28 protein-coding genes are annotated in these 25,952 nt (G+C 69.5%); 16 read left to right on the forward strand and 12 right to left on the reverse strand.

Annotation, left to right across the window (positions count from 1 at the left end; translation table 11 throughout):
• Positions 1–6 precede the first annotated feature (6 nt).
• A complete protein-coding gene (locus BM417_RS20655; protein WP_177320509.1) occupies positions 7–453 on the forward strand; it encodes an NUDIX domain-containing protein in 447 nt (148 codons plus the stop codon).
• On the opposite strand, the gene BM417_RS50315 is transcribed toward BM417_RS20655, so the two are convergent.
• From BM417_RS50315 to BM417_RS20670, 3 genes are all read right to left on the reverse strand, one after another.
• A complete protein-coding gene (locus tag BM417_RS50315; protein ID WP_093596690.1) occupies positions 440–1,600 on the reverse strand; it encodes an endonuclease in 1,161 nt (386 codons plus the stop codon). The two genes, BM417_RS20655 and BM417_RS50315, sit on opposite strands and share 14 nt — an antisense overlap.
• Before the next feature lie 71 nt (positions 1,601–1,671).
• A complete protein-coding gene (locus BM417_RS20665) occupies positions 1,672–2,577 on the reverse strand; it encodes an NADP-dependent oxidoreductase (RefSeq protein ID WP_093596693.1) in 906 nt (301 codons plus the stop codon).
• Between the two features lie 79 nt (positions 2,578–2,656).
• On the reverse strand, positions 2,657–3,160 hold the full coding sequence (locus tag BM417_RS20670; protein ID WP_093596696.1) for a DinB family protein: 504 nt from the start codon (positions 3,158–3,160) through the stop codon (positions 2,657–2,659).
• A gap of 55 nt (positions 3,161–3,215) precedes the next feature.
• On the opposite strand from BM417_RS20670, the gene BM417_RS20675 reads away from it, so the two are divergent.
• From BM417_RS20675 to BM417_RS20690, 4 genes are read left to right on the forward strand one after another with little or no spacing between them, the layout of a single operon-like run.
• Positions 3,216–4,358 (forward strand): GNAT family N-acetyltransferase, encoded by a 1,143-nt coding sequence (locus BM417_RS20675; RefSeq protein ID WP_245822044.1) that lies wholly within the window; start codon positions 3,216–3,218, stop codon positions 4,356–4,358.
• A gap of 39 nt (positions 4,359–4,397) precedes the next feature.
• Complete coding sequence (locus BM417_RS20680; protein ID WP_093596702.1) at positions 4,398–5,063, forward strand: YqeB family protein; 666 nt, start codon at positions 4,398–4,400, stop codon at positions 5,061–5,063.
• Positions 5,051–5,647: a TetR/AcrR family transcriptional regulator gene (locus BM417_RS20685; protein WP_093596705.1), complete on the forward strand. Its 597-nt coding sequence runs from the start codon at positions 5,051–5,053 to the stop codon at positions 5,645–5,647. Before BM417_RS20680 ends, BM417_RS20685 begins: the two co-directional genes overlap by 13 nt.
• Before the next feature lie 4 nt (positions 5,648–5,651).
• The gene (locus BM417_RS20690) at positions 5,652–6,794 is read left to right on the forward strand and encodes a cysteine desulfurase-like protein (RefSeq protein ID WP_093597916.1); all 1,143 of its coding nucleotides are present in this window, start codon (positions 5,652–5,654) and stop codon (positions 6,792–6,794) included.
• On the opposite strand, the gene BM417_RS20695 is transcribed toward BM417_RS20690, so the two are convergent.
• Positions 6,787–8,400 (reverse strand): hypothetical protein, encoded by a 1,614-nt coding sequence (locus tag BM417_RS20695; protein ID WP_093596708.1) that lies wholly within the window; start codon positions 8,398–8,400, stop codon positions 6,787–6,789. The genes BM417_RS20690 and BM417_RS20695 overlap by 8 nt on opposite strands.
• 81 nt (positions 8,401–8,481) lie before the next feature.
• Between BM417_RS20695 and BM417_RS20700 the strand changes: the two genes are divergently transcribed.
• Both BM417_RS20700 and BM417_RS20705 read left to right on the forward strand, forming a co-directional pair.
• Entirely contained in the window at positions 8,482–8,667 is a 186-nt protein-coding gene (locus tag BM417_RS20700; RefSeq protein WP_093596711.1) for a hypothetical protein, read from the forward strand.
• A 61-nt stretch (positions 8,668–8,728) separates the two neighbouring features.
• The gene (locus BM417_RS20705; protein WP_322788976.1) at positions 8,729–9,577 is read left to right on the forward strand and encodes a YihY/virulence factor BrkB family protein; all 849 of its coding nucleotides are present in this window, start codon (positions 8,729–8,731) and stop codon (positions 9,575–9,577) included.
• On the opposite strand, the gene BM417_RS20710 is transcribed toward BM417_RS20705, so the two are convergent.
• Both BM417_RS20710 and BM417_RS20715 read right to left on the reverse strand, forming a co-directional pair.
• Positions 9,548–9,913 (reverse strand): hypothetical protein, encoded by a 366-nt coding sequence (locus tag BM417_RS20710; RefSeq protein WP_093596717.1) that lies wholly within the window; start codon positions 9,911–9,913, stop codon positions 9,548–9,550. The genes BM417_RS20705 and BM417_RS20710 overlap by 30 nt on opposite strands.
• On the reverse strand, positions 9,910–10,347 hold the full coding sequence (locus BM417_RS20715) for a nitroreductase/quinone reductase family protein (RefSeq protein WP_093596720.1): 438 nt from the start codon (positions 10,345–10,347) through the stop codon (positions 9,910–9,912). Before BM417_RS20715 ends, BM417_RS20710 begins: the two co-directional genes overlap by 4 nt.
• Positions 10,348–10,451: 104 nt before the next feature.
• Here BM417_RS20715 and BM417_RS20720 point away from each other — a divergent pair, with 104 nt between their 5' ends.
• Positions 10,452–11,126 (forward strand): GNAT family N-acetyltransferase, encoded by a 675-nt coding sequence (locus BM417_RS20720; RefSeq protein WP_218164515.1) that lies wholly within the window; start codon positions 10,452–10,454, stop codon positions 11,124–11,126.
• On the opposite strand, the gene BM417_RS20725 is transcribed toward BM417_RS20720, so the two are convergent.
• The 3 genes from BM417_RS20725 to BM417_RS20730 form a co-directional block, all read right to left on the reverse strand.
• Positions 11,123–11,347 carry a hypothetical protein gene (locus tag BM417_RS20725; protein WP_245822046.1) on the reverse strand — a complete coding sequence of 75 codons (225 nt, stop codon included), beginning with the start codon at positions 11,345–11,347 and terminating at the stop codon, positions 11,123–11,125. The two genes, BM417_RS20720 and BM417_RS20725, sit on opposite strands and share 4 nt — an antisense overlap.
• Positions 11,344–11,502, reverse strand: coding sequence for a hypothetical protein (locus tag BM417_RS47835; RefSeq protein ID WP_177320510.1), 159 nt, complete (start codon positions 11,500–11,502; stop codon positions 11,344–11,346). The genes BM417_RS20725 and BM417_RS47835 overlap by 4 nt, the downstream gene beginning before the upstream one ends.
• Before the next feature lie 84 nt (positions 11,503–11,586).
• Positions 11,587–12,843 (reverse strand): helix-turn-helix domain-containing protein, encoded by a 1,257-nt coding sequence (locus tag BM417_RS20730; RefSeq protein WP_177320511.1) that lies wholly within the window; start codon positions 12,841–12,843, stop codon positions 11,587–11,589.
• Positions 12,844–12,940: 97 nt separating this feature from the next.
• Here BM417_RS20730 and BM417_RS20735 point away from each other — a divergent pair, with 97 nt between their 5' ends.
• The gene (locus tag BM417_RS20735) at positions 12,941–13,696 is read left to right on the forward strand and encodes an EI24 domain-containing protein (protein ID WP_093596729.1); all 756 of its coding nucleotides are present in this window, start codon (positions 12,941–12,943) and stop codon (positions 13,694–13,696) included.
• On the opposite strand, the gene BM417_RS20740 is transcribed toward BM417_RS20735, so the two are convergent.
• Both BM417_RS20740 and BM417_RS20745 read right to left on the reverse strand, forming a co-directional pair.
• Positions 13,686–15,650: a beta-propeller domain-containing protein gene (locus BM417_RS20740; RefSeq protein ID WP_093596732.1), complete on the reverse strand. Its 1,965-nt coding sequence runs from the start codon at positions 15,648–15,650 to the stop codon at positions 13,686–13,688. The two genes, BM417_RS20735 and BM417_RS20740, sit on opposite strands and share 11 nt — an antisense overlap.
• 55 nt (positions 15,651–15,705) lie before the next feature.
• Complete coding sequence (locus BM417_RS20745; protein WP_093597922.1) at positions 15,706–16,512, reverse strand: S1 family peptidase; 807 nt, start codon at positions 16,510–16,512, stop codon at positions 15,706–15,708.
• Between the two features lie 170 nt (positions 16,513–16,682).
• Here BM417_RS20745 and BM417_RS20750 point away from each other — a divergent pair, with 170 nt between their 5' ends.
• The 7 genes from BM417_RS20750 (at position 16,683) to BM417_RS20795 (ending at position 25,412) form a co-directional block, all read left to right on the forward strand.
• Positions 16,683–17,057: an FKBP-type peptidyl-prolyl cis-trans isomerase gene (locus tag BM417_RS20750; protein WP_093596735.1), complete on the forward strand. Its 375-nt coding sequence runs from the start codon at positions 16,683–16,685 to the stop codon at positions 17,055–17,057.
• Positions 17,058–17,200: 143 nt separating this feature from the next.
• Positions 17,201–17,731, forward strand: coding sequence for a YbaB/EbfC family nucleoid-associated protein (locus BM417_RS20755; protein ID WP_093596739.1), 531 nt, complete (start codon positions 17,201–17,203; stop codon positions 17,729–17,731).
• Between the two features lie 35 nt (positions 17,732–17,766).
• Positions 17,767–18,075 carry a type VII secretion target gene (locus tag BM417_RS20760; protein WP_093596742.1) on the forward strand — a complete coding sequence of 103 codons (309 nt, stop codon included), beginning with the start codon at positions 17,767–17,769 and terminating at the stop codon, positions 18,073–18,075.
• A complete protein-coding gene (locus BM417_RS47840) occupies positions 18,075–22,658 on the forward strand; it encodes a hypothetical protein (RefSeq protein ID WP_177320512.1) in 4,584 nt (1,527 codons plus the stop codon). Before BM417_RS20760 ends, BM417_RS47840 begins: the two co-directional genes overlap by 1 nt.
• A 14-nt stretch (positions 22,659–22,672) precedes the next feature.
• Positions 22,673–23,518, forward strand: coding sequence for an immunity 49 family protein (locus tag BM417_RS20785; RefSeq protein WP_177320513.1), 846 nt, complete (start codon positions 22,673–22,675; stop codon positions 23,516–23,518).
• Between the two features lies 1 nt (position 23,519).
• Entirely contained in the window at positions 23,520–24,380 is an 861-nt protein-coding gene (locus BM417_RS20790) for an immunity 49 family protein (protein ID WP_093596757.1), read from the forward strand.
• Positions 24,381–24,512: 132 nt separating this feature from the next.
• The gene (locus tag BM417_RS20795; RefSeq protein ID WP_093596760.1) at positions 24,513–25,412 is read left to right on the forward strand and encodes a hypothetical protein; all 900 of its coding nucleotides are present in this window, start codon (positions 24,513–24,515) and stop codon (positions 25,410–25,412) included.
• Here the strand turns inward: BM417_RS20795 and BM417_RS20800 are convergent.
• Positions 25,409–25,930, reverse strand: a complete 522-nt coding sequence (locus tag BM417_RS20800; protein ID WP_093596763.1) for an ASCH domain-containing protein — start codon at positions 25,928–25,930, stop codon at positions 25,409–25,411. The two genes, BM417_RS20795 and BM417_RS20800, sit on opposite strands and share 4 nt — an antisense overlap.
• Positions 25,931–25,952 lie beyond the last annotated feature (22 nt).

A 25,952-nucleotide genomic window follows, 5' to 3' on the forward strand; every position in this document is an offset into this window, starting at 1 on the left:
GACAGTATGAAACGGTCGGCCGGAATCCTGCTCTTCAGACGACGCGAGCAGCTGGAGGTGCTTCTCGGGCACATGGGCGGCCCGTTCTGGGCCCGCAAGGACGCCGGCGCGTGGTCCGTGCCCAAGGGCGAGTACTCCGAGGACGAGACGCCCGAGGCCGCGGCGCGCAGGGAGTTCGAGGAGGAGCTCGGGCTGCCGGTGCCGGACGGCGAGCTGATCGAACTCGGTGAGGCCAAGGGCTCCGGCAAGGTCATCAGGGTCTGGGCGCTCGAGGGCGACCTGGATCCGGAGACCGTCACGCCGGGCACGTTCGAGATGGAATGGCCGCCGAAGTCGGGTCAGCGCAAGAGCTTCCCCGAGGTCGACCGCGTGCAGTGGTTCAGCGTGGAAGAGGCGAGCGCGAAGATCGTCTCCGCGCAACGCCCCTTCCTCGAACGACTCACGGCCAAATAGCGGAAACCCACTCCGGGTGGTCGATGAACGGGTTCCGGTTGTGCTGGTAGCTGTCGAAGATCACCTGGTTGCGGCGCTTCTCGAACGCGTCCGGCGGGTCGGCGGCACTCCAGGCCTTCAGCACCGAGAGCTTGCCCATGTACGGCGCTGAGCCGTTGGCCACCGAGTTGTTCATCTCCAGGTTCACGTAGCCGTCGTTGCCCTCGTAGCGCACGGCCATGTAGAAGATCATCCGCGCAACGTCACCCTTCACGGCGGCGCGTGGTTCGAACGAGTCGCCGTCGTACTTGCTGCCGGGCGCCTCGGGGACCGCGTTTCCGCCGTTGTCGAAGTCCAGGTTGCCGCGAGTGGCGTTCACCGACACGTCCTCGGGACGCAGGTGGTGGATGTCGGTGCCCGGACCGGTGGCGGTGCCGAAGTCGCCGTGCGACTTGGCCCAGACGTGCTCGCGGTTCCAGTCGTTGGCCCCGCCGCCGTTGGTCGACTTCGCCTGCGAACGTCCGCTGTACAGCAGGATCACGTTGTTCGCGTTGGCCGGGTCCTGGTCGGTGGCCTTCAGGGCGTCCCAGACCTGGTCGTAGCTGAGCTTGGTCTGGGTGCGGATGATCGTGTTCAACGCCGACTTCAGCGCCGCGCCGCTCTTGCCGCAGGCCGACGTGTAGTAGGTCTCACAGGCCGACGGTGGCGCGCTGGTGGTCGTGGTCGGCGGAGTGGTCGTGCTGGTCGGCGGAGTCGTGCCGGCGAACGCGAACGCCGTGGACGAGGTCAGCCCGGGGTGCGAGAAGTACGCGCTCAACGAGCCGGTCACGTCGATCTGCTTGCCCAGCAGCGACGGGTTCGACTGCATGCCCCACGAGGCACGGAACGCCGACGGGATCTGCACGTAGACCATGTTCGACGTGCTGGTCGTGGACGCCGAGTCGGCCAGCGCCAGCGCGTAGTCGTTGGGATAACCCGAACGGATGACCGTCGTCGTGGCCGTGGGTTGGCCGACGACGTACCCGCGGACAGTCGCCGAAGACCCGTTCTGGGTCGCGATCGCCTGGGCGACAGTGAGCGGAGCTGCTGCGACAGCGGCGGTCGACCCGTAAAGGCCGACCGCCGCCAACAAAGCGATGACTAACGCAAGTGGACTCCACCGTGCCATGCGCACTCCCCGATCGTGTGGATGTTTTGCACACGATCGGTGTACATGGTCAACGGACGGTTAACGAGGGATCACGGCACCAGGACGACCTTGCCCGTGGTCCGGCCGGACTCGACGAGCTCGTGGGCCTTCGTGACCTCGGCCAGCGGCACGACGTGGTCGAGCCGCACCCTGAGCTGCGGCAACGCGGCCAGGTCGGCACCCGACGCGGACACTCCCAGGAACAACTCGAACCGGATGCCGAGCCCGGAAGCTCGGTCAACGTCAAAACCCGGGTTGCCCGGAATGATCGACACGAGCACGCCACCGGGCTTGATCATCCCAGCGGACCGCTTGGCGTACTCCCCGCCGACCGTGTCCAGGACGACGTCGACCGGCTCGATCTCGGTGAAGTCCTGGTGGCGGTAGTCGATCACCTCGTCGACGCCGAGCGAGCGCAGGAAGTCGTGCTTGGCCGCCGACGCCGTGCCGATCACGTACGCGCCCCGCGCCTTGGCGATCTGCACCGCGACGTGCCCGACGCCACCGGCGGCCGCGTGGATCAGCACGCGCTGACCGGCCGACACACCGGCCCGCCCGACGAGCGTCTGCCAGGCGGTCAGCGCCACCATCGGCGTCGCGCCCGCCTGCTCGACGGTCAGCCACGACGGCCGCCGCACCAGGTCGGCGGCGTTCACGACGGCGTACTCGGCGTAGCCACCGCCCGTGCCGGGGAAGGTCAGCATGCCGTAGACGTCCTCACCGGCCACGAACCCCTCGGCGTCCTGCTCGACGGTGCCCGCGACGTCCCAGCCCAGCGTGAACGGCGGCTGCCCGAGCGCGGGGAACCCGCCGGAGCGGATGTAGGTGTCGACCGGGTTCACGGCCGCCGCACCCACCTTGACCAGTACCTGGCCCGGTCCGGGCACGGGCGTCGCCACCTCCGCGACCTCCAGCACGGACGCGTCGCCCACGATCTTCTGCGTGATGACTCGCATGGTGATCCCCTTCGATGATCTCGATGGGCACCATCTTGCAGTTAGCGCCAACTTCTAGAAAGTAGGCACTTCGAGGTGACTAACTCTCCCTGAGATAGAGGTCGCGGAGCAGCGCGATCTCCGCGGCGTGGTGGATCACCTCACGGTTGATGTGCAGCACCAGGGTCGCCATGGGCTCCGCCGCGAACGGTCCCTCCGCCGGACCGACGGCCTTCGACAGGTCGGCCGTGCGCGCGCCGGCCATCCACGCCGCGTAGGCGTCATCGAGCTGCTTCAGCGCGTCGTCCGCCGTCATCGCGAACCGCCAGGTCGCGTAGTCGGCTGGCGGACCGCCGAAGTGCGAGGCCGTGCGCGCGTTGAACACGCCCACGATGATGTGCGCCATCCGCCACGCGATCGTGGTGACCGGTACGGGCTCGGGCGCCGGGTACTGCCAGTCGATCGTGTTGTCCGGACGCACGGTCCACGCGTCGGGCACGGGCTCCCAGAAGTACTCGTCGTCGGTCATGCCTTCGAGCCGTGGCCGCAACTGCACGTTCCAGTGGAATTCGAGCTGGTCCGTCAACTGCTTGTTCCAGTCCATGTCCCCGACCGTAAATCCGTTTGCGGACAACCACCGCCCTGGAAACACTCGGCCCGTGGAAATCCGCACCTCACGCCCGGAAGACCTCCCCCAGATCGAGAAGCTCGTCGTCTCGCGCATGGACCCCAGCGACGGCGACGACGCCCGCCTGCTGATGACCGATCCGGACGCGGGCTGCGACTGGGTCGGAGTCGCCGACGACGGCGGCCGGATCGTCTCGACCCTCACGCTGATGGACGAGACGGTGACGCTCGCCGGCGTGGACATCCCGGCGGGCCAGATCGAGCAGGTCGCCACCGACACCGAGTACGAGGGCAAAGGCCTGGTGCGGCAGCTGATGGACTGGGCGAACGACAGGTCGGCCGAACGCGGCCACCTGCTCCAGTTCGTGATGGGCGTCCCGTACTTCTACCGGCAGTTCGGCTACACCTACTCGATCCCGATCAAGCAGACCCGGCCGCTCGTCACCAAGCCCGAAGCCGTTGCGGGACACACGATCCGGCGCGCGACCGAGGCCGACATCCCGGTGTTGAACCAACTCCAGGACGCCGCCCAGCAGAGCGCGGACCTGCGCGTGGGCCACGGCACGCCGTGCTGGCGCTGGCTGATCGACCGCACCGGCTCGGTCACGTGGATCGTCGAGCGCGACGGCACTGCGGTCGCCACGGGCCGCAGCACGCCGGAGGAAGAGGGCGACGTCGTGCTCGGCGAGATCGCCGGCATCGACGACGACGCCGTGAAAGCCCTGGTGGCACTGGTGAATCCGGCCGAGGTCGGCGAACGGCACGCGGCGCTGGAGGATCATCTGGGAGCCAGGCGAGCGGACCTCGACCAGTACATGGTGCGCATCCCGAGCATTCCGAAGCTGCTCGAACACCTGCGACCGGTCTTCGCGCAACGCCTGCGGGGCCATGATCCCGACGAGGTGGTGCTCGGCTTCTACCGCACGCACGTCCGCTTCCGCTGGGACGGCGAGGAGATCGGCCCGTACGCGTGGGGTGGCACGTTGCTCGGCCCCGGCTCGCAGGGCGGTGCGGGAATCGCCCCGGACCTGCTGGCACCGCTGCTGTTCGGCCCGCACGGCATGGACGGGCTGCGCCGCCGGTTCTCCGACGTCTACCCCGGTCCGAAGGAGGACCTGATGACCAGGCTGTTCCCGCCGGTCACGAGCGATTTCCTGACCTTCTACCTGCCATAGCCCAGAATAAACCGAGCACTCGGTCTAATATTGGCGCTCATGACGACTGTGCAGGAGACCGCGGCGGTCCGGTACGGCATCTGGGTCGCGTGCCCGGCCGCCGGCGCCGCCGCGGGGTGGGGGCTCAAGCTCGCGGCCGGATGGATCACAACGCTCGAATGGTTCCCGTTCCAGGGCGTGTTCGAGCTGGTCACGGACATCCCGGAGCCGTGGGCGACGCTCGCCGCCCTGGCCGTCGGCGCGGTCGCGGGCTTCGTGTTCGCGTCGTTCTGGGCGAGCGAGATGATGTCGGTCGAGGTCTCGCCGAGCCGGATCACGCTGCACAAGGACGACAAGACGTTCGGCTTCGGCCGCGAGGAGGTCGAGTCGGCGTTCGCGGACGGCAAGCAGCTCGTGCTGCTGTCGCCCAGCGGCACCGAACTGGCTCGCGAGACCTCCGACCTGAGCAGGGCCAGGCTGGAACGGGCCTTCACCGAGCAGGGCTACCGGTGGCGCGCCGCGGACCCGTTCGCCAGTGAGTTCCGGATGTGGGTCGAGCACGCGCCCGAACTGCCGGCGGACGTGAACGCGCTGTTCACGGCCCGCAGGAAGGCCATCGCGAAGTACGAGACCGCGGAGGCCGCAGAATTGGCGCGGGAGATCCGCAAACGCGGCGTCTCCGTGCGGGACGAGAAGAAGAGGCAGTACTACAGGTGCGAACGGTAGATCCGGTCAAGCACGCGGAGAAGAAGCGGCACATCACCGACACCGCGGCGGGGTTGTTCGCGCAGAAGGGCTTCGAACGCACCACCGTCGCGGACATCTGCAAGGCCGCCGACATCAGCACCGGCAGTCTCTTCCACTACTTCCCCACCAAGCGGGCGATCTTCCGCGAGATCTTCGTGCAGGACGCCGAGGACAACGCCCAGATGTTCGCGAAGGCCCGCGAACTGAGCCCGTGGGACGGCGTCCTGCTGATGGTCGACCATCTGTGCGTGCCCGCGCTCGACCGGTCCGTGGCCGGGCTGGTGCTGGAGGTCGTGGCGCAGGCCAGCCGCGATCCGGAGCTGTGGGAGCTCGTCGGCCGCAACGAACAGGTGATGCGCGACGAGCTGGCCGAGCTGCTGCGACAGGCGCACGAAGCCGGCCAGATCACCCTCCCGGTGAGCGCGCTGACCGCCGCAAGCTGGGCGCAGGGGCTGGTCGACGGCCTGTACGGCAGGCTGATCGACCCGGACTTCGACGCCACCGAACAGGTGAGCACCCTCCGGTTGATCCTTTCCCGATTCGTGGGTGCTCCAGCACCATGAGGGCATGGCCTACGACGTCGCAGCGGTCCGCGCCCACTTTCCCGCCTTGCGCGAGGGTGCCGCGCACTTCGACGGACCCGGCGGCGCGCAGGTGCCCGACGTCGTCGGCGAGGCGGTCAGGGCCACGCTGACCTCCGCCGTGTCCAACCGAGGCAGCGTCACGGCCGCCGAACGCCGGGCCGAGGAGATCGTGCAGACCGCACGGCGCACGATGAGCGAGTTCCTCAACGCGGGCAGCATCGTGTTCGGGCGCAGCATGACCCAGCTGACCTACGACTTCGCCCGCACGCTGTCGAAGAACTGGCGGCCGGGCGACGAGATCATCGTGACCAGGATCGACCACGACGCGAACATCAGGCCGTGGGTGCAGGCCGCCGAGGCGGCGCGGGCAACGGTGCGATGGGCGCCGTTCGACCGCACGACCGGTGAGCTGCCCGTCGAGTCGGTGACGAAGCTGCTGTCCGACCGCACCCGCGTCGTCGCGATCACGGCGGCGTCGAACCTGCTCGGCACGCGTCCGGACGTCGCGGAGATCGCGCGGGCGGCGCACGAGGCGGCGGCGTTCGTCTACGTCGACGGCGTGCACTACACGCCGCACGTACCGGTGGACGTCGAGGCGTTGGACGCGGACTTCTTCGTGTGCTCGCCGTACAAGTTCCTCGGCCCGCACCTCGGCGTGCTGGCGGCGGCGCCGGAGCTGCTGGAGACGTTGCGGCCGGACAAGCTGCTGCCGTCGACCAACGCCGTGCCGGAACGGTTCGAGCTGGGCACGCTGCCGTACGAGCTGCTGGCCGGGACGACCGCGGCGGTGGAGTTCATGCGGGGCCTGGACGGCCTGGAGGAGCACGAGCTCGGCCTGCGCGAGCAGCTGGAGAACGGGCTGCGGGAACTCGGCGTGCGCATCTACAGCAAGGCTTCGTCGCGCACGCCCACCGTGCTGTTCTCCGTCGACGGGCTGGACCCCGCCGAGGTCTACCGGCGGCTCGGTGCCGAGGGTGTGAACGCGCCCGCCGGCCACTTCTACGCGCTCGAGTGCTCGCGGTGGCTCGGCCTGGGCGACAAGGGTGCCGTGCGGGCGGGCATCGGGCCGTACACCGACGAGTCCGATGTGGACCGTCTGCTCAAGGCAGTGGCCAAGCTCAGATGAACAGGACCAGCGCGGCGTAGACCGCGCCGATCAGCACGCTGATGTTGAGCTTGCGCGTCACGCGTTCGCCGGGGTGCTCGGCGATCAACGACCGGGCACGGGCCCACATCAGCTTCTCGCCCGCCTGCCTGTCCGGCAGGTGCGGTGTCGTGAGAACGTCGCCGTGCGGCCCGAACGCGAGCATGAGCTGAGGGCCGGAACGACGCACACCGTGCAGCTGCGCCCACGGCACGCGGTAGGTGAAGACGCCGGTGTAGAGCACGACCGAGTTGTGGTCGAGGCGCAGCATCGGCTGGAACCGCGTCACCGCCGACAGCACGCACTGGATGCCGATCAGCCCGAGCACGATGAGCTCCGGGTAGAACTTCAGCGCGATCAACGCACCGGCGGCGCCGAGCAGCAGCGCCACGCCCTCGGCCCGCCGGCGGTCCCCCGGCCAGATCGCGTGCGGCAGCTCGACCGGCGTGCCCGCGGTGACCGGCTCACCCGGCAGGTGTGCACTGTGGACGATGTGCCGCTGGCGGACGCGGTTCAGCGTGCTGGTCGCCACGATCTCCCCCTCGACCAGCACCGCCACCTGGCCGCCGTGGTGCCACTCGCCCGCGACGAGCACCTCGGCGGGATCGAGTTGCACCGGCGGGTCCTCCTCGCCGCGCCACACCCGGCCGAACTCCTCGGTGTCGTGGTAGAGCGGCTCCTCCAGCCCGAGGTCGGCGAGCGTGGTGAGCGTGGCGATGTCCTTCTTGTTGTACCGCAACAGGATCCGGCGCGGCCCGATCTGGTGGATCTGCAACCGGATGGCCTTCACCGGTCCCGTCCACAACGCGCGGCGGCGGCGTTCGCGCGCGGCCAGCATGATCGCGAAGAACACCGCGGCGCCACCGATGGTCAGCCACCACGTGACGTCCTCGGGCTCGTTCGCCATCCGCACCCACGTGCCGTCCGCGAGCACCGGCACCTCGTCGCCGACCCGATAGGACTCCGGCGCGAGCGGCTCGAACGCGGCGCGCTGCCGGTTCGGCAGCTCCACCCACACCTCGTAGGTGTTCTTGATCTCGACGACCTCGGCGTCGACCCGGCTGGCGTTCGCGATGTGCTGCTCGATCGCGTCGTTGGTGAGGCTGTACTGCACGAACGTCAGAAACCCGAAGAGCACCAGCAGCACGGCGACCACGCGGAGAACTCCGCGTTGCGGCGGCAGGTCCGGCAGCGAGACGATCGTCGCGCCCGCCGCCTCGTGCTGGTCCGCACGCGACCTGACCGTCCACGCCGCCACCAACGCACACGCGCCGGCGTGCAGCCCGAACGCCAGGTTGGCCACCGCACTGCCGTCGAGCATGAGGTCCATCGCACCGAACAACACGCCCATCGCGCAGCCCGTGAGCACGCGGCCGAACAACAGCAGCAACGGCGTGGCCAGCAGCGGAACCACCGCGAGAGAGAACAACGGGTCAGGCAGGCACGGCTGTGCGACCGTGCACGGCGCCTCGTTCGCGCTCACGGCGAAGTAGAAGGCGACGATCCACCCACCGACGAGCCCGACCTTGGTCACCCACCACGGAACCGCGGCTGCTTGCCAGCGCTGGACGTCCACGGGACCGATCATGACATGTTCATTGCTCCGAACGGCGCGATTCCGCGTTGAACAAGTGGGTATCCGCTGCTCAACCACTTAGGAGGTGGACACATGCTGGCCATCATCGCCGCGGTTTCGTTCGGCCTCGCGCTGATCCTCGATCTGGCGAAGGTCGCGCTCGGTGACGTGATCACCGTCAACACGCTGATCGTGCTCGGGTTGTTGCTGCTCGCGTTGCACCTCGCCGGAGTCGGTACCGGCACCCGGTCGTTCAGCTGGCGCCGTGCCCGCAGGTAAGACCGTCGATCGCCCCACCAAGCTGCCGAAAGGTGCTTGGTGGGGCGTTCTCAAACGGACGGTGAAGGAGTTCAACGACGACAACCTGACGGACTGGGCGGGTGCGCTCACCTACTACGCGGTGCTGTCGTTGTTCCCCGGACTCATCGTGCTGACGTCCGTGCTCGCGTTGCTCGGCGACACGACGACGCAGGAGCTGCTGAAGTACGTCGACCAGGTCGCGCCCGGTCAGGCCGGAGAACTGATCAGGTCGTCCGTGGAGGAACTGCGGAAGGGACAGAGCGCCGCCGGGCTGCTCGGCATCATCGGTCTGCTGACGGCGTTCTGGACCGCGTCGGGCTACCTCGGCGCGTTCATGCGGGCGAGCAACGCGGTCTACGACGTCGAGGAAGGCCGGCCGTTCTGGAAGACGGTGCCGCTGCGGCTCGCGCTCACCCTCGGCTCGGTCGTGCTGGTGTCCCTCACGCTCGGAGCACTCGTGCTGACCGGAGGTGTCGCGGACACCGTCGGGAACTTCCTCGGCCTGGGCGACACGGTCGTCACCGTGTGGGACGTCGTGAAGTGGCCGGTCATCCTGCTGCTCGTGAGCCTGGCGTTCGCGGTGCTGTACTGGGCCGCGCCGAACGTGCGGCAGCCGGGCTGGCGCTGGATCACGCCGGGAAGCCTGCTCGCGATCGTGCTGTGGGCGCTCGCGACCGTCGGCTTCGCGCTCTACGTGGCGAACTTCGCCTCCTACAACAAGACCTACGGCTCGCTGGGCGGCGTGATCGTCTTCCTGGTCTGGCTGTGGATCTCCAACATCGCGGTGCTGCTCGGCGTCGAGTTCGACGCGGAACTGGCACGCGGGAGGCGGATCGAGCAGGGCGCCGATCCCGAGTCCTCACCCGAGCCGCGTGATCTCCCCGGGTAGGTCGGCCTCGACCGCCGTCCACACCCCGTCGGGCCCGGCTTCGATGCGCTCGCTCGTGTCACCGGGGACGAGCACCCACAGCTGGTCCTTCTTGGACAGCCACACCACACCGATGCCGTCCGCCCGCGAGCTCGTCGCGTACTCGTAGGACTTGCGGAACACGTCACCGCCGTTGCGGTCGGTCACCCGGACCTCGCTCGCGCTCTCGGCGTGCGCGACGAACTTCCCGCTCGGCGACTGCTTGGGCGCGCCGGGCCGGGCGAACCGGTCCTCCCGGTCGCTGCCGCAGCCGGTGAGGACCAGGAGCAGGGCGACGAGTGCCGCCAGGACCCTCATGACAGCTCGAAGACGGGGTAGTCGCCGGCCCGCGCGAGCAGCTCGTCGAGCGAGGACGAGGCGTCCAGGCCGGGGAAGAACTGCTTCACCTGCGAGTGCCAGCGCTGAAGGTAGGACTGCATGATCACCGGCTTGGCCTCGTCCGGCAGCTCGACGGCCTGGAAGGTCTCCACGAACTTTCCCCGGCGCAGCTCACCGGACCCGGCGGCGCGCAGGTTGCGGACCCACTGGGTGGTGCCGCGCGGCGCGAGCAGGTAGCGGGTGCCGTTCAGCTCCAGCAGGTTCACCGGGGAGCTGTACCACTTGCCGCTGCTGCGGCCTCGCACGGACAGGCTGCGCATGCTCCTGGGACCGACCCCGAGCGCCACCAGGCGGCCGACGAGCTTGTTCGCGAACCGCTCGAAGCCGCTCGGACGGGAATTGCCGTGCGTCATACCGCCAAAGGTAGCTAGCGTGATCTTCTATGCGGAGTGTTCTGGAAGAGTTTTACGACTCTGTGCCCCGACCGGGATCTCGTGTTGAGGAACACGGCGAGCTGGTGCTGTTCGTCCAGGCGGGCGACGGCTACCCGTACTACGCGCGGCCCCGGTTCCCCGGCGGTCAGCCGACCGTCGCCGACGTGCTGAAGGTGCGCGAACGGCAGCGCGAACTCGGTGTGCCCGAAGCGTTCGAGTGGGTGCACGAGACGACGCCAGGCCTCCTCGACGTCGCGGTCGAAGCGGGTTTGGAGGTGCTCCAAGCGCCGTTGCTGGTGCTCGATCCCGAGAAGCTACCGGAACCGCATCCGCATGTGCGCGTACTGGGCACGCGGCCTGCCGAGGTGTCCGTCGTGGCGGAACTGGCGTTCTCGTCGCCGGGCACGGCTGCGGGCGAAGCCGGTGTGGCGGAACGGGACGCGGCTCTCGAAGGTGCCGTCCCGACGAGCACCCGGCACCGTCACGCGGTGGCCGACCTGCCAGGCGAGGGCGTACTGGCAGTGGGCACCGCTCAACGGGCGGGTGACGTCGTGGAGATCGCGGGCATCGGCACGTTGCCGGCGGCACGGCGACGTGGCCTCGGTGGTGCGGTCACTGCGGAACTGGCGCGTGACGCCCTGGAAAGAGGCGCCGAGCTGGTGTTCCTGTCGGCGGGAAGCCTGGAGATCGCGCGGGTCTACGAACGCGTCGGGTTCCGCCGGTTCGGCACGGCCTGCATCGCCTCACCGGCCGGCTAGCACCCGTCGCGAGGCATCGGCACGCGGAACAGGCAGCCGACGCACGGCATTCCGGAGGGCTGGGCGAGCAGTTCGGCCTCGCCCTGATAGATGAGTTCGCCGCAGTACGCGGTCAACGCCAGAAGCGTGTCGTCGTCGGGCACGGGTACGAGGTGGCACGTGCGTTGTGTCTCGCCTACGACACCCGCACGCTTGCGGACCAGCAACACAGGCATGCTCATGCCTTCACCTCGGCGTCGTCCACCACACACACGACGGCGTGCGTGGTGGCGTAGAACTTGAGCCGGTAGGGGCCCGAGTTCTGCTCTGCCACTGCCGCGCAGAACTTCTCGGTGACCTCTTCCGAGCGCGGCGTTCGTTCGGCTAGGTCGATCACTCCTAGATCGTGCGGGCTGCCCAGCGAAATGGGGAGGGTTCTATACGATTTACGGGTGCGGTATGCGGAACTCGCATACGGCGGCTACCGAAGCTGGGCCGTGAGCTCGGCGATCGCCGGCGTCGCTGCCCACGGCCCGAGCCTGGCCAGCTCGTTCACGATGAGCTGCGACCCCGTCACGCGGGCCAGCTCCAGCGCCGCGAACCCCAGGTCGACGGCCTGGTCGACGTCACCGTTGGCGGCGTGCGCGTAGGCGAGGGTGGCCGTGTGCACGCCCTGCTCCCACTGGCAGATGCTGCCCCATCGCGGCATGAGTTCCGTGTACACGTCGATGGCGCGGCGGTGGTCCGCGAGAACGACGAGGCTCGCGGCCCGTTGCATCTGGACGTGCAGGTCGGTGAAGCAGTAGCCGATCGAGTACTCGTCCGTCAGCGGCCGTTCCACGTTCTGCACCAACGCCTGTGCGAGGTCGAACCGCCGCATGCACGCGTTCTGGCCCGCCCGCGCGAGGCCGCGTGCCTCCTGCCGCAACGCCATCGCGCGCACGACCGGGCTCACCCCGGTCTCGCGCTGGGCGGCCCGCGCCAGGCCGATGACGCGGTCGTCGTCGCCATCGGCCTCGGCGAGCTGACTCATCCGCACGTAGCAGTACGCGACGACGTCCCTGTCGTCCGCGGCTTGGCCCTGCTCCAACGCTCTGGACGTCCACGCGCCGGCGTTGCGCAGGTCGCCGATCTCCTCGAACAGCCAGCCGTAGAACTCCGCGTACATCGCGCCCGTGCCGAGCAACCGGCGGCGGATCTCGCCACGCGCGTTGCGGCGCAAGGTGTCGATGACGTCGTACATGCTGCGGACCGCGGGCATGAGCGCGCCGGTCGCACGCCAGTTGTGCGCGTCGTTGACGATCCGGCGCAGCACGAGCAGCTGACTCACCGCGTCGTCGTTGTCCGCGCTGAAGACCGCGGAGGCGCACAAGGCCATCAGCGCCTTGCCCTCCATGCCGACGACCAGATCGCCCGAGGGCACCGGCACCGTGCGGTCGGTCAGCCCGAGCAGGTGGGCGGGAATGCCGAGCAGCCGTTGCAACGTGCGCAGGACGCGCATGTCGTAGGCGATGTTGCTACCCGACTCCAGGCGCGAGATCGCGGACTGGGAGAACCCGGCCAGCGTGCCCAGTTCGTCCTGACGCAGGCCGTGGGCCTTGCGCGCGATCGCGACCACGGCGCCGGGCGACTCCGCGGCGACCGCCTCACGCACGTCGCTCGACTCCCAGATGGACGGCGGCAGCATCGGCAGCGGCCCGTCCGGGACGACGACGGCGTTCCTAGCTGGGTTGCTCAACCTCAACGCCTCCCGCACTCGGACCGCCATCATGCCGCGCCTCGCGAAATCACTCCACCTCGTCTCAACAGGGCACGAAACCGACTATCCTGCGCGCGTGATCAAGGACTTCGGTGCCGGTGTCGGTCTGCTGCTGCGTGGGTTCAGCCTGGTGTTCAGCTCACCCAAGCGCGTGCTGATGGGCGCGTTGCCCGCGGTCATCACGGCCGTCCTGATGATCGGCGGCTGGGTGCTGCTGGTCACCAACATCGACTCGATCGCCGGGTGGCTCACCGGCTTCGCCGACTCGTGGAGCGACACCTGGAAGAGCGTCGTCGAGGTCGCCGTCGGAATTTCGGTGATCGCGGCCGGGCTCGGCCTGAGCGTGCTGCTGTTCACCGCGATCACGCTGATGATCGGCGGCCCGTTCTACGAGTACATCGCGGAAGAGGTCGAGGACGAGCTCGGCGGCGTGCCGGAGGCGGAGCAGGTCGGCTGGTGGCGCGGGTTCCTGGTGGGGCTGCGCGGCACGCTCCTGCTGGTCGGCACGTCGATCCTGTTCGCGATCCCGCTGTTCGTCTGCGGGTTCATCCCCGTCGTCGGGCAGACGGTCGTGCCCGTGCTGGCCGTGTGCATCAACGGCTACCTGCTCGGCATCGAGCTGACCGGCATCCCGTTCACCCGCCGGGGCCGGTCGTTCAAGCAGCGCAGGCAGATCCTCGCGACGCGCCGCGCGCTGGTGCTCGGGTTCGCCGTGCCGACCTACCTGCTGTGCCTGATCCCGCTGGCCGCGCTGGTCGTGATCCCGGCGGCGATGGCAGGCGGCACGGTGTTGTCGAACCGCCTGCTCAACGGAGACCGCGCTACTGCGTGAACGGCAGCCAGGCCTGCTGCGCCAGGCCGCTGCGCGCGTTGACCTGCACGCCCGCGTTGGAGATCGACCACAGCTGGTCACCGATGACGATCGTGCGCCTCGGGCCGCCGTAGTTGTTCGGGCTGGACGGTTCGACGATCCTGCCGGTCTGGTTCAGCTGGTTGCCCTCGACGCGCAGCACCAGTGAGGAGACCTCGTAGTTCGACCGGTAGGCCGACACCGGGATGACGAGCGTGCCGTCCTGCGGCCAGAACAGGAACGCGTGCGGGTCGAACTGGGCCTCGGAGTTCGAGTCCGGCAGGTGGTACTGCGCGAGTCGTTGCGGTGACGCGGGATTGGCCACGTCGAACAACGACACCTGCGTACCGGTCGTCCTGCCCTGGTCGGTCGCCTCCTGGCCGACGCCGATCAGCTTCCCGTCGCCCGCCGGGTGCAGGTAGGCGGAGAAGCCGGTGATCTTCAGCTCGCCCGTCACCCTGGGCTGCTTGGGATCACTCAGGTCGAGCGTGTAGAGCGGGTCGGTCTGGCGGAACGTGACGACGTAGCCCATCCTGCCGATGAACCGGACGCTGTAGATCCGTTCGCCCTTGCCGAGCCCGCCGACCTGGCCGACCTTGGCGAGCTGGTTGCCGTCGCGGCGCAACGTCGTGACGAAGCTCTCCGACGGCGCTGGAGCGGGGCTCTGCTGCGGCACCACGTCCGACGGCATCCGCCAGCAGCAACGGGTCTCGGTGCCGGTGGTGGTGGCGACGCGGAGAACGCCCTCGTGCTCGGACAGCGAGTACTGGTTGAGCAGCGTGCCGTTCACGTCACCGGACGCGACGTGCTTGGGCGGGCCGGGGTTGCCGATGTCGAACTGGTGGATCGCCGTCGTGATCGGACGCTGAACCGGTGGCCTGGAAGGAAGTTCCGGCAACAGGCGGTGGTCGTCGGCGATGTAGAGGCTGCGGTCGGTGCCGTAGACGGTGTCGCCGTCGGCCACGATCGAGACTGGCTGGCCCGTGCCGAGCTGACCGGAGAGCTCGAACGTCAGCACCGTCAGCATCGACGTGGCGCTCGGCGCGGTCGGGCGGCTGACGTTCGCGCAGTCGACCAGGGTTCCGCTCGACTTGGCGCCGTTCTCGGTGAGCTCGTAACGCGGCAGCCACGACGAGATGGGCTCGCTCTGCAGGATCTCCTTGTTGCGGCGCAACGATCCCGCTTCGTTGGTCGTCTGGTCCGGGTACACCCACGGCAGGCGCGGCTGCGAGCGGACGACGACGCGGGCGGTGCCGCCGATCTGGCGGGCGTCTAGGTAGAAGCCGTCGGTCCTGAGGCTGCTGATCTCCTTGAGCCCCTTGAGGTCCACGAGAACCAGCTCGGTGGCGGACTCCGGGGCGAACGACGGGCGGTCGGGCGGCAGCGACGGCTTCATCATCGGGACGGGGCTGTCGGCGACCACCAGCGCGCGATCGCCGGAGACCAGCAGCTGGCTCGCCCGGCGCTCGCCGAGGTCGACCGTGCCGGTGATCGCCCTGGACGCGACGTCGATGACGCGCAGCTTGCCGTCTGCGATGGAGACGACGCGTTTTCCGTCCGTCTTCACGATGTCCGGCTCGTCGACGCCCTGCTCGTGCACGTTCGTCGTCGAGTGGTCCTGTTGCTGCGTGGGCGGAGTGGCGGCGGTGGGAGCGTCGGGCATGCCCTTCTGCGCGACGCCCGCGCTGTTGTTCGTCACCATGCCTTCGGAGAACATGACGTCGCGGCCTCCGAGGCCGTACGCACTGACGTACGGGGCAATGGCGCGGCGCAGTTCGGTCAATGCGTTGTCACATGAATCGAACGCGACAAGGCGCACCGGCCCGTAGTCCACGATCGGTGGTGGTGCGAGGGTCTCGTCCCGCACCGCGGAGCTCACGCTCACTCCGGCGACGACCAGCACGGCGGCGCCGGCCAACAGCTTCTTGCCGTTCATGTCTCCAGGACGTAAGCGAGGCCGGAAAGGGTTGCCCCTTCCCGGCCTCTCGTTGTTACAGCTGTGCCTGGATCTGCGCCGCGTAGGTGGAGACGCGGGAGTAGACGCCGGGGTAACCGGCGGCCGCGCATCCCTCGCCCCACGACGTGATGCCGATCAGCTTGCCACCGGCCACGAGCGGGCCACCGGAGTCACCCTGGCAGGTGTCGGTGCCGCCCTGGGAGTAGCCGGCGCACACCATGTGGGTGGCCTTGTAGTCGCTGCCGTACGAGCTGGTGCAGCTGGAGCTGCTGGTCAGCGGCACGGTGGCCCGCAGCAGGTAGCGCGAGGCCGAACCACCGGAGGACGTGGTGCCCCAGCCGAGGATCGTCGAGCTGGTGCCCGCGTTGTAGAGCGCGCTGTCCGCCGAGGTGGCGAACGGGATCGGGGTCTGCGACAGGTTGCGGTCGAGCGTGAGCACCGAGACGTCGTAGCCGAGGGTCACGTCGCGGTAGCTCGGGTGGATCCAGATCCTGGTGACACGGGCGACGGTGCCCGCGGTGGAGTTCTTGTCGTCGCGGCCCGCCACGACCCGGACGGCGGACGCCGAGTCGCCCACGGTGCAGTGCGCGGCGGTGACGACCTTGTTGGGAGCGACGAGAGTGCCGCCGCAGTACTGGAAACCACTGCTCGTGGCGAGGTAGACGACCCAGGGGTAGGTGGACGTGCTCGCGCGCGTGCCGCCGACGATCTGGGTGCCGAACTCACCGTCGGTGGTCGGAGTCGGAGCTGCTTCGGCCACGCTGACGCAGGCCATGGACAGCGTTGCCGCCGCCAGTGCCGCGCCGAGCAGTGACCGGAGGCGGTGCAGGGTTGCCGCCATGATCATCTCCTTCTTCTGTTGTGTCCCCCGGCCGCGGGGCCGGTGGTGATTAAAGAAAGACATGAGGACTCCGGGGCCGGGTAGGGCTGGTCCGCGTAGGCCATTCGGCCGCGCCCGCCCGCGCGTGATTGGATCGAGCGCGAACAACCCCGTTCCGAGAGGAAGTTGTGATGGCCCCCACGAAGCCTGAGGTCGACCCGCACGACGGCCCGGCGCCCGCCGACCTGCTGATCGAGGACATCACCGTCGGCGACGGTGCGGAGGCCACGGCCGGTCAGTTCGTGTCCGTGCACTACGTCGGTGTGTCGCACTCGTCCGGTGAGCAGTTCGACGCGTCCTGGGACCGCGGCGAGGCGTTCCAGTTCCCGCTCGGCGGCGGCCGTGTCATCCAGGGCTGGGACCAGGGCGTCCAGGGCATGAAGGTCGGTGGCCGCCGCAAGCTGGTCATCCCTCCGCACCTGGGCTACGGCGCGCGCGGTGCCGGCGGCGTGATCAAGCCCAACGAGACGCTGATCTTTGTCGTCGACCTGCTGGGCGTGAACTAGTCAGTTGACCTCAACGGCGTCCCACTGGTCCGATCGGTGGGACGCCGTTGGTCTGCACAGCCGATTTGACCCGAGGGTGGAACGAGATCGGATCCGGCTGCGTCATCCTTTGAGTCCGCCGCCGCTTTGGGAGGGAATCACCGGTGCCCGAGGACATCGCCGGGTCCGAGCAGATGCTCGCGAACTGGAACCAGAACATCCAGGAACGCGCCGCGCGCTATCAGGAAATGGCGACGCGCGTTCAGGGGATGACGATCTCCGAGCGGTCCCAGGACGGCTCCATCGAGATCCTGGTCGGGTCCAACGGGATCCTGCAGAACCTCGTGATCAACGAGTCTGCCTCCGGCAAGCGCATGTCCGAGGTCAGCGGCGAGATCATGAAGCTGCTGCAGCGCGCTCAGTCCCGGATTCCCGAGCTGCTCCAGGAAGCCATGGCGGAGACCATCGGCACGCAGGACGAGACGGCCAACGTGCTGTTCAACGAGGCCAAGAAGAACTTCCCGGCGCCGCCGGCCGAAGAGCCGACGCGCACGCCGTACGACCGCAACGAGATCAACTTCCGGGTGGAGGACGACGCACCGCCGCCGCCCCGCCCGACCCCGCCGCCTCCCCCGCGCCGCCGGCCGCCGTCAGACGATGACGACGACTTCGGCGGGGAGTCCGTGCTCTCCTGATCTTTCTGTCCGCTGCTCGAACTTGAGGGGGTTCGATGACTTCCGGTGGTTTCAAGGTCACCTCGGACGTGCTGGAAGCGCACGCCAAGGCCTTGGAGGGCCTGCACGGGCGACTTCAGGGAGCAGTGGACGCGGCGAACACCGTGTCGATGCCGACTGACGCGTACGGGATCATCTGCCAGCCGTTCCGGATGTTGCTCGATCCGGTCGAGCAGTGGGGCATGGACGCGCTGAAGGGCGTGGCGGAGGCCATGGAGGCCACCTCCAAGAAGGTCACCGAGACCGCGAAGCACTACCAAGAGGTCGAGGACCAGATCACCCGCACGCTGAAGGGTGGCGCCTGATGTCCTCACCGAACCCGTTGGTGGCGAAGGCCCCCGCCGAACCGTCCGGCTTCTTCAACGCCGGCACCGGTGACAACGGCTGGGCGACCGGCTTCTCCATCGCCGACTCGGCGATGGACGCGTACAAAGGCATCTCCGAGGGCAGCTGGATCGAGGGCGGCCTCGGCGTCGTCGGCCTGGTAGCCGACGCCGCCTCGATGGCGATCGACCCGTTCGGCACGCTGCTGTCGTCCGCGGCCTCGTTCCTGATGGAACACATGCAGCCGCTCAAGGAGGCGCTGGACTGGCTGGCGGGCGACCCGCCGGTGATCCAGTCGTACTCGACGACGTGGGGCAACGTCTCGCAGGAGCTCGGCAAGATCGCGGGCGACTACAAGGCGGCCGTCGACGGCACCGGCGAGTGGACCGGTGGCGCGGCCGACGCCTACCGCAAGGCCGCGGGCGAGCAGCTGGACGCGTTGTCCGGCGCGGCTTCCACCGCGGGTTCGGTCGGCACCGTCGTCGGCGTGATGGGCATGGTCGTCGGGTTCGTGCGCGAGATGGTGCGCGACCTGATCGCCGACCTCGTCGCGAAGCTGATCACGTGGGTGCTGGAGGCCGTGTTCACGCTGGGCTTCGGCACGCCGGTGATCGTGGCGCAGGCCGTGACCGCGATCTCGAAGTGGGCCACCCGCATCGGTGAGCTGATCCAGAAGCTCATCAAGACCATCAAGAAGGTCTCGCCGCTGCTGGGCAAGCTGGTCGAGATCTTCACGAAGATCATGAAGGTCGTCGGCAAGCTGGTCGGCAAGGTGACCGGTCTCGACGTGATCTCCACGAAGTCCATCAAGCCCGGTGGCCTGTTCCACAGCACCAACGCTCCGGACCTCTCGCCGTCCTCTCCTGGTTCGCCGTCCTCTCCTGGCGGGTCGCCGTCTTCGTCCTCTCCGGACACTTCGCCGTCCTCGCCCTCTTCACCTTCGTCACCGTCCTCTCCGGACAGTTCGCCTTCGTCGTCCTCGCCGCCGGGGTCGCCTTCCTCGCCGGGGTCGCCTTCTTCGCCGTCCTCGACGCCGGACGCGCCTTCGCGTGCTCCGGACACCTCGGCACCCTCGTCCGCGCCGACGCCCACGCGCGCGCCGGACGGTTCGACGCCCGACGCCCCGTCACGCACCCCCGACAACTCCTCGCCCCCTTCGGCCCCGCGCACGCCCGACAGCTCTCCCGGTTCTCCGGGCTCGCCTTCCTCACCGACGGCCCCGAGCGCCCCGCACACGTCGTCGACCCCGGACGCCCCGGCTCCGACCCGCAACACGGGCCAGACCGTCCAGTCCTCGGTGGCACCACCGGAGGCCCCGTCCCGCCTGGACGCACCGCAGGCCCCCACCCGCACCCCGGACGCGTCCCCTTCGTCGACCCCCGCCCAGTCCGGCCCGATGGGCGGCGGCGCCCCTGCTGCGGGCGGCGGCGCACCGTCGTCCCCGGCGGCAGGCCGTCCGCCGACGGGTCCCGGCCAGGGCTGGACCGGCACCCCCGGCAGCCGAGGCGACCTGGGCTCCGGCGCCCCCGCACCGCGCTCCCCCGACATGTCGACGTCGGCCTCCCGAGCGGACGCCCCACCCCGTCCGGCCTCGATGCCAAGCGCACCGTCGGCCCCGTCGATGCCGTCCTCTCCTTCGGCACCCTCGATGCCGTCCTCGCCGTCGATGCCTTCCGCACCCTCCGCGCCGTCGGGCGGAATGCCTTCGGGCGGCGGCACGCCACACGCCCCCTCGGCCGGCACCCCGCACAGCCCGTCGACCGGCGCCCCCTCGACCGGCTCCCCGAACGCGGGCCGTCCCGACGCGACTCCCCCGAGCCGCGCCACCTCGCCTTCGGCAGCCGCACCGTCGGCCCCGTCCACTCCGAACATGCCACCGGCGCACAGCCCGTCGGCGGGAGCACCGCACGCTCCGGCGGCAGGCGCCCCGCACTCCCCGTCCGCGCCGAACGCCCCTCGCGGCGACGCCCCGATGCGCCCGCAGTCGTCCGCACCGACGGCTCCGAACGCACCGCACAGCCCGAACTCACCGTCCGCACCTTCGGCCCGCACGGACGCCCCGAACGCGCCGTCCTCGCGGCCCGACGCACCCCAGGGACGCCCCAACACGGCCCCGTCCGGCCCACACGGCGGACCGTCGCGCACTGACGCACCCCACGCCCCGTCGCGCCCTGACGGACCGCACGGCAACACGACGCCGTCGTCACGTCCCGACGCACCGCACAACGGCCCGTCCGCACCAACGCGCCCGGCCCCGCCAAACGCACCACACGCCCCCAACGCACCGCACGGCGGCCCTAACGCGCCGCACGCACCAAACGCGCCGCACGGCCCGAACACGCCCCACGGCGGCCCCAACGCACCGCACTCGCCCAACACGCCACACGGACCCAACGCTCCCCACGGCGGCCCGAACTCGCCGTCCCGACCGGACGCACCTCACGGCGGCCCGTCACGTCCCGACGCCCCCAACCGCCCCGACGCGCCGCACCGGCCTGACAGCCCGTCCCGCCCGGACGGCAGCGGCCCTGGCAACCGGCCCGACGGCACCCGCCCTGACGGCTCACGCCCTGACGGCTCACGTCCTGACGGCTCACGTCCCGACGGCTCACGTCCCGATGGCACCCGCCCTGACGGCTCGCGCCCCCACACCCCGGACGGCCCCCGCCACCGCGGCACCGACACTGCCGAGGCCCCCCACCGCGCCCCGGACAGCACCCACCCGGAAGCCGCAACCCCGCACCGCCCCGACGCCAACGCCCCCCACCGTCCAGACGCCGACGCCCCCCACCGCCCGGACGCGGACGCGCCGCACCACGGCCCGGACGCCGACAAGCCGCACGACAACACCCCGGACAAGCCGCACGACGGCGACCCCGACAGCCCGAACGACCAGGACGTCCCGCCCGCGGACCGCCCGTCCCCGGAGGACGCGCACCAGCGGCACGCCGAGACCACCCCGGCCGGCGTCTCGCACCACGGCGGCGACCCGGACATGGGCGACCTGCCGCACCGCGTCCCCAACGACCCGCGCTACTTCACCGCGGACGTCCACGTCACCCCGGACGGCAGGGCCCGCATCGGCGGCCACGACTACACGCCGAAGGAGTACGCGGACATGCTCCGCCGCTCCGGTTACGACGGCAGCAAGCCGGTCCGTCTGATCGGCTGCGACGCCGCCAGCAACGACTTCGCGAAGCAGCTCTCCAAGCACCTCGACGCACCCGTGCTGGCCCCGACCAAGCCGGCCTGGACGGACGCCAACGGCCGCGTCTTCACCAGCGACCCCGAGATCCGTCCCGACGGCACCCGCCAGCCGAAGATCCCGCCGAACGGCGAGTGGGAGACCCACCACCCGGACGGGTCGAGCACCAGGACCGGCGACGACGGCTACGCACCCGACACCCAGCGCCACGGCCCGGACGAGACCACCGACACCGACGGCGCCGTCGACCGGGGCGACAGCTCGAACGACAGCGATCCCGGTGACTGGCGCGACAAGCCCGGCGAGACGAGCGGGATGTCGCCGCGCGACAAGATCGCCAGCGACGACTACATCAAGCACCACTACTACGAGCGCACCACCAACGGGCGAACCGAACTGGTGGTGCGGGCGGACCGCAGCCCGGACGTGGACGGGATGAAGCCACCGCCCGTCGACCTCAAGGACGGCAAGCCGGAACTGAAGTCCGACCGGCCGCCCGCCGAATCTCTCGGCTTCGACGAAACGCGCTCGAAGGAAGTTCCCCGGGACGGTTCGGACACCGACACGAATTCCGGCGGCGACACGGATTCCCGTTCGGACGACTACCGCCAGGACCAGGACTGGAAAGCCGCGGACGACCAGCGGATCGACGAGAAGACCAGGGCACGCCAGGAAGCGATGGCCGAGCGTCAGAAGGCGATGGACGAGACCCCCAAGGGTTCGCCGGAACGCTCGGAGGCCATCGGCGCCCAGACGACCGCTTCGGAGCACTTCGGCGAGCAGGTGTCCTCTCACGCACTGCGCGACCGGGTGCACTCGCAGTTCGCGCACGCGTTCCCCGACGCGGAGGTCGACTTCCGCACCAAGGGCGGCGGCGACTTCGACCCGTCGCACACCAGCCGTGACGTGCTGGAGGTCTACGACGCCAAGACCGGCAGGGTGCTGGCCGAGATCGAGCCCATGCACCGGCCCGGTACTCCTGGCAACAGCAACTTCGACCAGGTCTACAAGGTCGACTACCTGGACGGGCAGAAGCCGGACTACGTCGTCCACGAGGCGAAGGCGCCCAGCGGTCCGGCGAGCGAACGCATCGTGCAGACCGCGGAAGGCCCCAAGGTGTACCAGCAGGGGCACCCCGCGTACTTCGAGGACACCCTGCAGGCGATGGAACGCCGTGGCGGAGCCGAGGCGGAACTCGCCGAGGAATTGCGAAAGGCGAAGAAGGACGGCCGGCTCGATTATCTCGAGGTGCGCGCACAAACGAATGAAACGGGCGTCGACCACGAGTTGACCGGATGGAAGTACCGGCCGTTCGAGGGCTACGATTACCAACCACGTCTGCCATTGATGCCCAGGTGAGGACCGGCAACGCGATGCACGAAATTCCCAGGCACGAGATCAGCGAGGAATTCGCCCGCGGTCAGGTGGACACGCTCCAGCGCTTGATCGAGTCGGCGCTGGAGGACGTCGAGTCGGACCCGGACGCGCTGAGCGCCGCACGCAGGCGCGCGCTGATGCGCTTCGAGTACCTCACCGCGCTCGACCCCGCCGCGGGCAAGGAAGAGACGTGGCAGGCGGCCGTGTTCGCGTCCCAGACGGCGAACGCGGTCTTCGCCCGCACGTCCAAGTCGGAGGACTTCGTCCCCTACCGGCTGGGCGACCGGGAGTACCAGCTGCCCGTGCTCGGCCCGAACCACCACGCCACCCCGGTCGACTGGCTGACCGCCGCCTGGCTCGCCATCATCACGCGCAGCGAGCAGCGCATCGCCGAGTTGTGCGAGGTCGGCAAGTACACGCTGCTCGGCAGCGGCGCGAAGGTCGAGGAGTACGTCCGCCCCTGGGTGGACACGATGCAGCGCTACCTCGGCGGCGACCAGGTTCCCCCCGCGCTGCTCGAGTCCGTGATCGACCTGACCGATCCCGGGCAGGCGAAGTTCGCCTCCAGCGACTTCATGCTGCTCGTCGCGTACCCGCCGGCGAACATCCTGTTCCGGGTCCTGCGCGGCGGGCCGGAGGACTTCACCGACGCGCTGGTGCAGGCGACCACGGCGCACCGCGACTATTGGCGCCAGGTCGACTTCGCGGACAACCCCGACGGATTCGTCGCGCTCGCCGTGCTCGCCATGGCGATCCGCGGCAAGGACCACGGTTTCCCGGTCGAGGTCGAGTCCGACTACCTGCCGGAGAACCTGGTGAGCGGTACCTGGTCGAGCCGCTGACGTGGTCGAGGTCAACCGGCACGAGGTCGATCCGGACTGGTCCGCCAAGCAGCTGGAGAAGATCGAGCGGCGGATCGAGGAAACGGTCGCCACCCTCCCGAACGTCCGCACGATCGCGCTGAGCGGGTTGATGAGGGACGCGCTGGGCCACCTCGGTCACCGGTGCGCGGTCGACCCGCTGGGCAGCGACGGCGACACCTGGGACAGCCTGTGCTTCGCCGCGGAGGTCGGCGCCGCGATCTACGCCGTGGCCACGGCCGAGGAAGGCATGCCGGTCGAGATCACCCTGCGGGGCAAGCAGATCCCGGTCACCGCGACGGGCCCCGTGTACTTCGCGTCCGGCGGCACCTGGCTCACCACGAACTACCTGGCGGCCATCGCCAGGGACGCCGCGAAGACGGGGCAGCTGAGCGAGGTGCCACTGGAGGTGCTGCGCGCCTCCGGCAGCGAGGAACCCGACTACGTCTTCCTCATGGTCGACATGTTCCAGAGGTTCAACCTCCAGCAACCCGGCGTGCACGAGGCGTTGAACGCGGCGCTGAAGGCCACCGGCCCGGACGAGATCGACCCGGTGCACCGCGACCACGTGCGCGTCGTCGCCTTCCCGCAGCTGAACCTGTTCCACAACATCATCAACGCCGACCGCGAGGGGCAGTTCGGCCAGGCTCTCGCGGAAGCGCTGGAGTTGTTCAGGGAACTCTGGTCGACGGAGGAGAACGAGGAGTCCCCGAACGGGTACGTCGCCATCGGCCCTCTCGGGCTGGCGAGCGTCGCACACGACGCGGGCATCCCGATCGAGGTCACGTCGGAGTACCTGCCGCCGTACCTGTACAACGGCTCCTGGACGCGCGAAGGCCTCTGACAGTCCTGGAACCACGGCGGCCGGCACCCACTCAGAGTGGTGTGAACGGCGTGGGGTGTGTGACCGGACCGCGCGCGTCACGGCAGCCCGATAAGATCAGCGGGCTTTCACGGGGAGAGGGGCGAGGACCACATGAGCCAGCCGGCTACACCGCTGAGCGAGCAGGACCAGCAGCAGCTGGTGCGGCAGATCGGCCGTGCCATGCTGCCGGCCGTACCACAGGGCTGGCAGCGCATCCGGGCCGAATACCGGGCGGCAGGCCGGCACATCGAGGTCGACCTGGCGTTCGCGGGGCCCGATGGCCAGCTGCGACCGGTGCGGCCACCGATGGACGTCGTGCAGATGTTCGGGCACCTGCGCGGGGGCATGTACCACCCCGAGCGCGGCACGTGGCTGAGCGCGACGTACGAGATCGAGGCGCCTGCGGCGTTCACGGTGGACTTCAACGCCGAGGACGAGCCGCGCTGGCGGAACGCGCCGCCGCCCATCGGTTTCCGCGACGAGCTTCAGACGTTCCCGCGGCCGGACCGGATGATCCCGGACTGGTGGCGCCAGCGCGTCGGCCTGCCACCGCTGCCCGCGCCCGAGCCGGAACCCCAGCAGCCGCAGCAGGAGTACCAGGTGCCGGCCGCCCAGCCGGACCAGCAGCAGGCGGGTTCGGGCGAGCTGCGCACGGCACGCGTGTACGACGGCAAGAACGACGACGGCCGCATCATCGTGAACCGTCAGCCGGTCGACCCGCAGCTGCTCGACGGGCTGCTCACCTACCTCGAGTCGGCGCCGGTCGTGCTGGCCGCGCGCAGCTACGACCTCGACGAGTTCTCGCAGAGCGGTGAGCAGGACGTGCCGCTGAACTTCCGCACCGACGGCACCTGGATCTGGGCCGGCGCCGTGCCGCACTACCTGCGCAAGTACGGCCTGCCGCCGGAGCCCGAGCTGGTGGCGCACGCGGCGGCGCGCGGTTTCCAGGTCGCCGAGGTGAACGAGCAGACGCAGGACCGGGCCGTCACGATCATCACGGGCCAGGGTTAGTCCAGGGTTTTCAGGTACGCCTCTCCCCGCGGGGAGAGGCGATACCCCACCCGCAGGGACTCGGTCAGCCCCTTGGCCTTGAGCTTGCGGACGTCCGCCTTGAACGGCAGCTTCTCGCGATCCATCGAGGCGGCCAGGTCCGCGGCCCGCACTCCGGGGTTCGCCGCGATCAGCCGCAGCAACGCCAGGGCGTCCTCCTTCAGCTCCACTCCGTCCACATCGGACGACGACCGCAGCTCGACGCGCGGATCCTCGCCCACGAAACGCAGGCGGATCCGGTAGAGCGAGCCCTGCCGTCCCTCCACAGAGGACTTCAGCGCGGCGACGGAGGGAAATCCGGCCGCCATCGCCTCGGCACGGGTCACCCGCGACACGACCTCGATCTCGTCGATCGAGAGGACGCCCTGCGACGTCCGCAACCTCCCGCCGGCACGCACGGTCGGCCGTTTCCACCGCCGGAACTGGAGCGTGATCTCGCCGGATCGGATGCGTTCCCAGTCAGCCACTCGGATCAGCACCGGACGAGGGTCTCAGGTTGCC

Source organism: Lentzea waywayandensis (genome assembly GCF_900115955.1).
In the GTDB taxonomy this organism is placed as follows: Bacteria; Actinomycetota; Actinomycetes; order Mycobacteriales; family Pseudonocardiaceae; genus Lentzea; species Lentzea waywayandensis.

Bases quoted from the DNA above. Each gene is read 5' to 3' on its own strand.
- BM417_RS50315 (WP_093596690.1), bottom strand. From the start codon at position 1,600: ATGGCACGGTGGAGTCCACTTGCGTTAGTCATCGCTTTGTTGGCGGCG.
- BM417_RS20710 (WP_093596717.1), bottom strand. From the start codon at position 9,913: ATGAGGGTCCTGGCGGCACTCGTCGCCCTGCTCCTGGTCCTCACCGGC.
- BM417_RS20700 (WP_093596711.1), top strand. From the start codon at position 8,482: ATGCTGGCCATCATCGCCGCGGTTTCGTTCGGCCTCGCGCTGATCCTC.
- BM417_RS20670 (WP_093596696.1), bottom strand. From the start codon at position 3,160: ATGGACTGGAACAAGCAGTTGACGGACCAGCTCGAATTCCACTGGAAC.
- BM417_RS20695 (WP_093596708.1), bottom strand. From the start codon at position 8,400: ATGATCGGTCCCGTGGACGTCCAGCGCTGGCAAGCAGCCGCGGTTCCG.
- BM417_RS20725 (WP_245822046.1), bottom strand. From the start codon at position 11,347: ATGAGCATGCCTGTGTTGCTGGTCCGCAAGCGTGCGGGTGTCGTAGGC.
- BM417_RS20750 (WP_093596735.1), top strand. From the start codon at position 16,683: ATGGCCCCCACGAAGCCTGAGGTCGACCCGCACGACGGCCCGGCGCCC.
- BM417_RS20740 (WP_093596732.1), bottom strand. From the start codon at position 15,650: ATGAACGGCAAGAAGCTGTTGGCCGGCGCCGCCGTGCTGGTCGTCGCC.
- BM417_RS20715 (WP_093596720.1), bottom strand. From the start codon at position 10,347: ATGACGCACGGCAATTCCCGTCCGAGCGGCTTCGAGCGGTTCGCGAAC.
- BM417_RS20745 (WP_093597922.1), bottom strand. From the start codon at position 16,512: ATGGCGGCAACCCTGCACCGCCTCCGGTCACTGCTCGGCGCGGCACTG.
- BM417_RS20690 (WP_093597916.1), top strand. From the start codon at position 5,652: ATGGCCTACGACGTCGCAGCGGTCCGCGCCCACTTTCCCGCCTTGCGC.
- BM417_RS47840 (WP_177320512.1), top strand. From the start codon at position 18,075: ATGTCCTCACCGAACCCGTTGGTGGCGAAGGCCCCCGCCGAACCGTCC.
- BM417_RS20655 (WP_177320509.1), top strand. From the start codon at position 7: ATGAAACGGTCGGCCGGAATCCTGCTCTTCAGACGACGCGAGCAGCTG.
- BM417_RS20785 (WP_177320513.1), top strand. From the start codon at position 22,673: ATGCACGAAATTCCCAGGCACGAGATCAGCGAGGAATTCGCCCGCGGT.
- BM417_RS20665 (WP_093596693.1), bottom strand. From the start codon at position 2,577: ATGCGAGTCATCACGCAGAAGATCGTGGGCGACGCGTCCGTGCTGGAG.
- BM417_RS20680 (WP_093596702.1), top strand. From the start codon at position 4,398: ATGACGACTGTGCAGGAGACCGCGGCGGTCCGGTACGGCATCTGGGTC.
- BM417_RS20795 (WP_093596760.1), top strand. From the start codon at position 24,513: ATGAGCCAGCCGGCTACACCGCTGAGCGAGCAGGACCAGCAGCAGCTG.
- BM417_RS20760 (WP_093596742.1), top strand. From the start codon at position 17,767: ATGACTTCCGGTGGTTTCAAGGTCACCTCGGACGTGCTGGAAGCGCAC.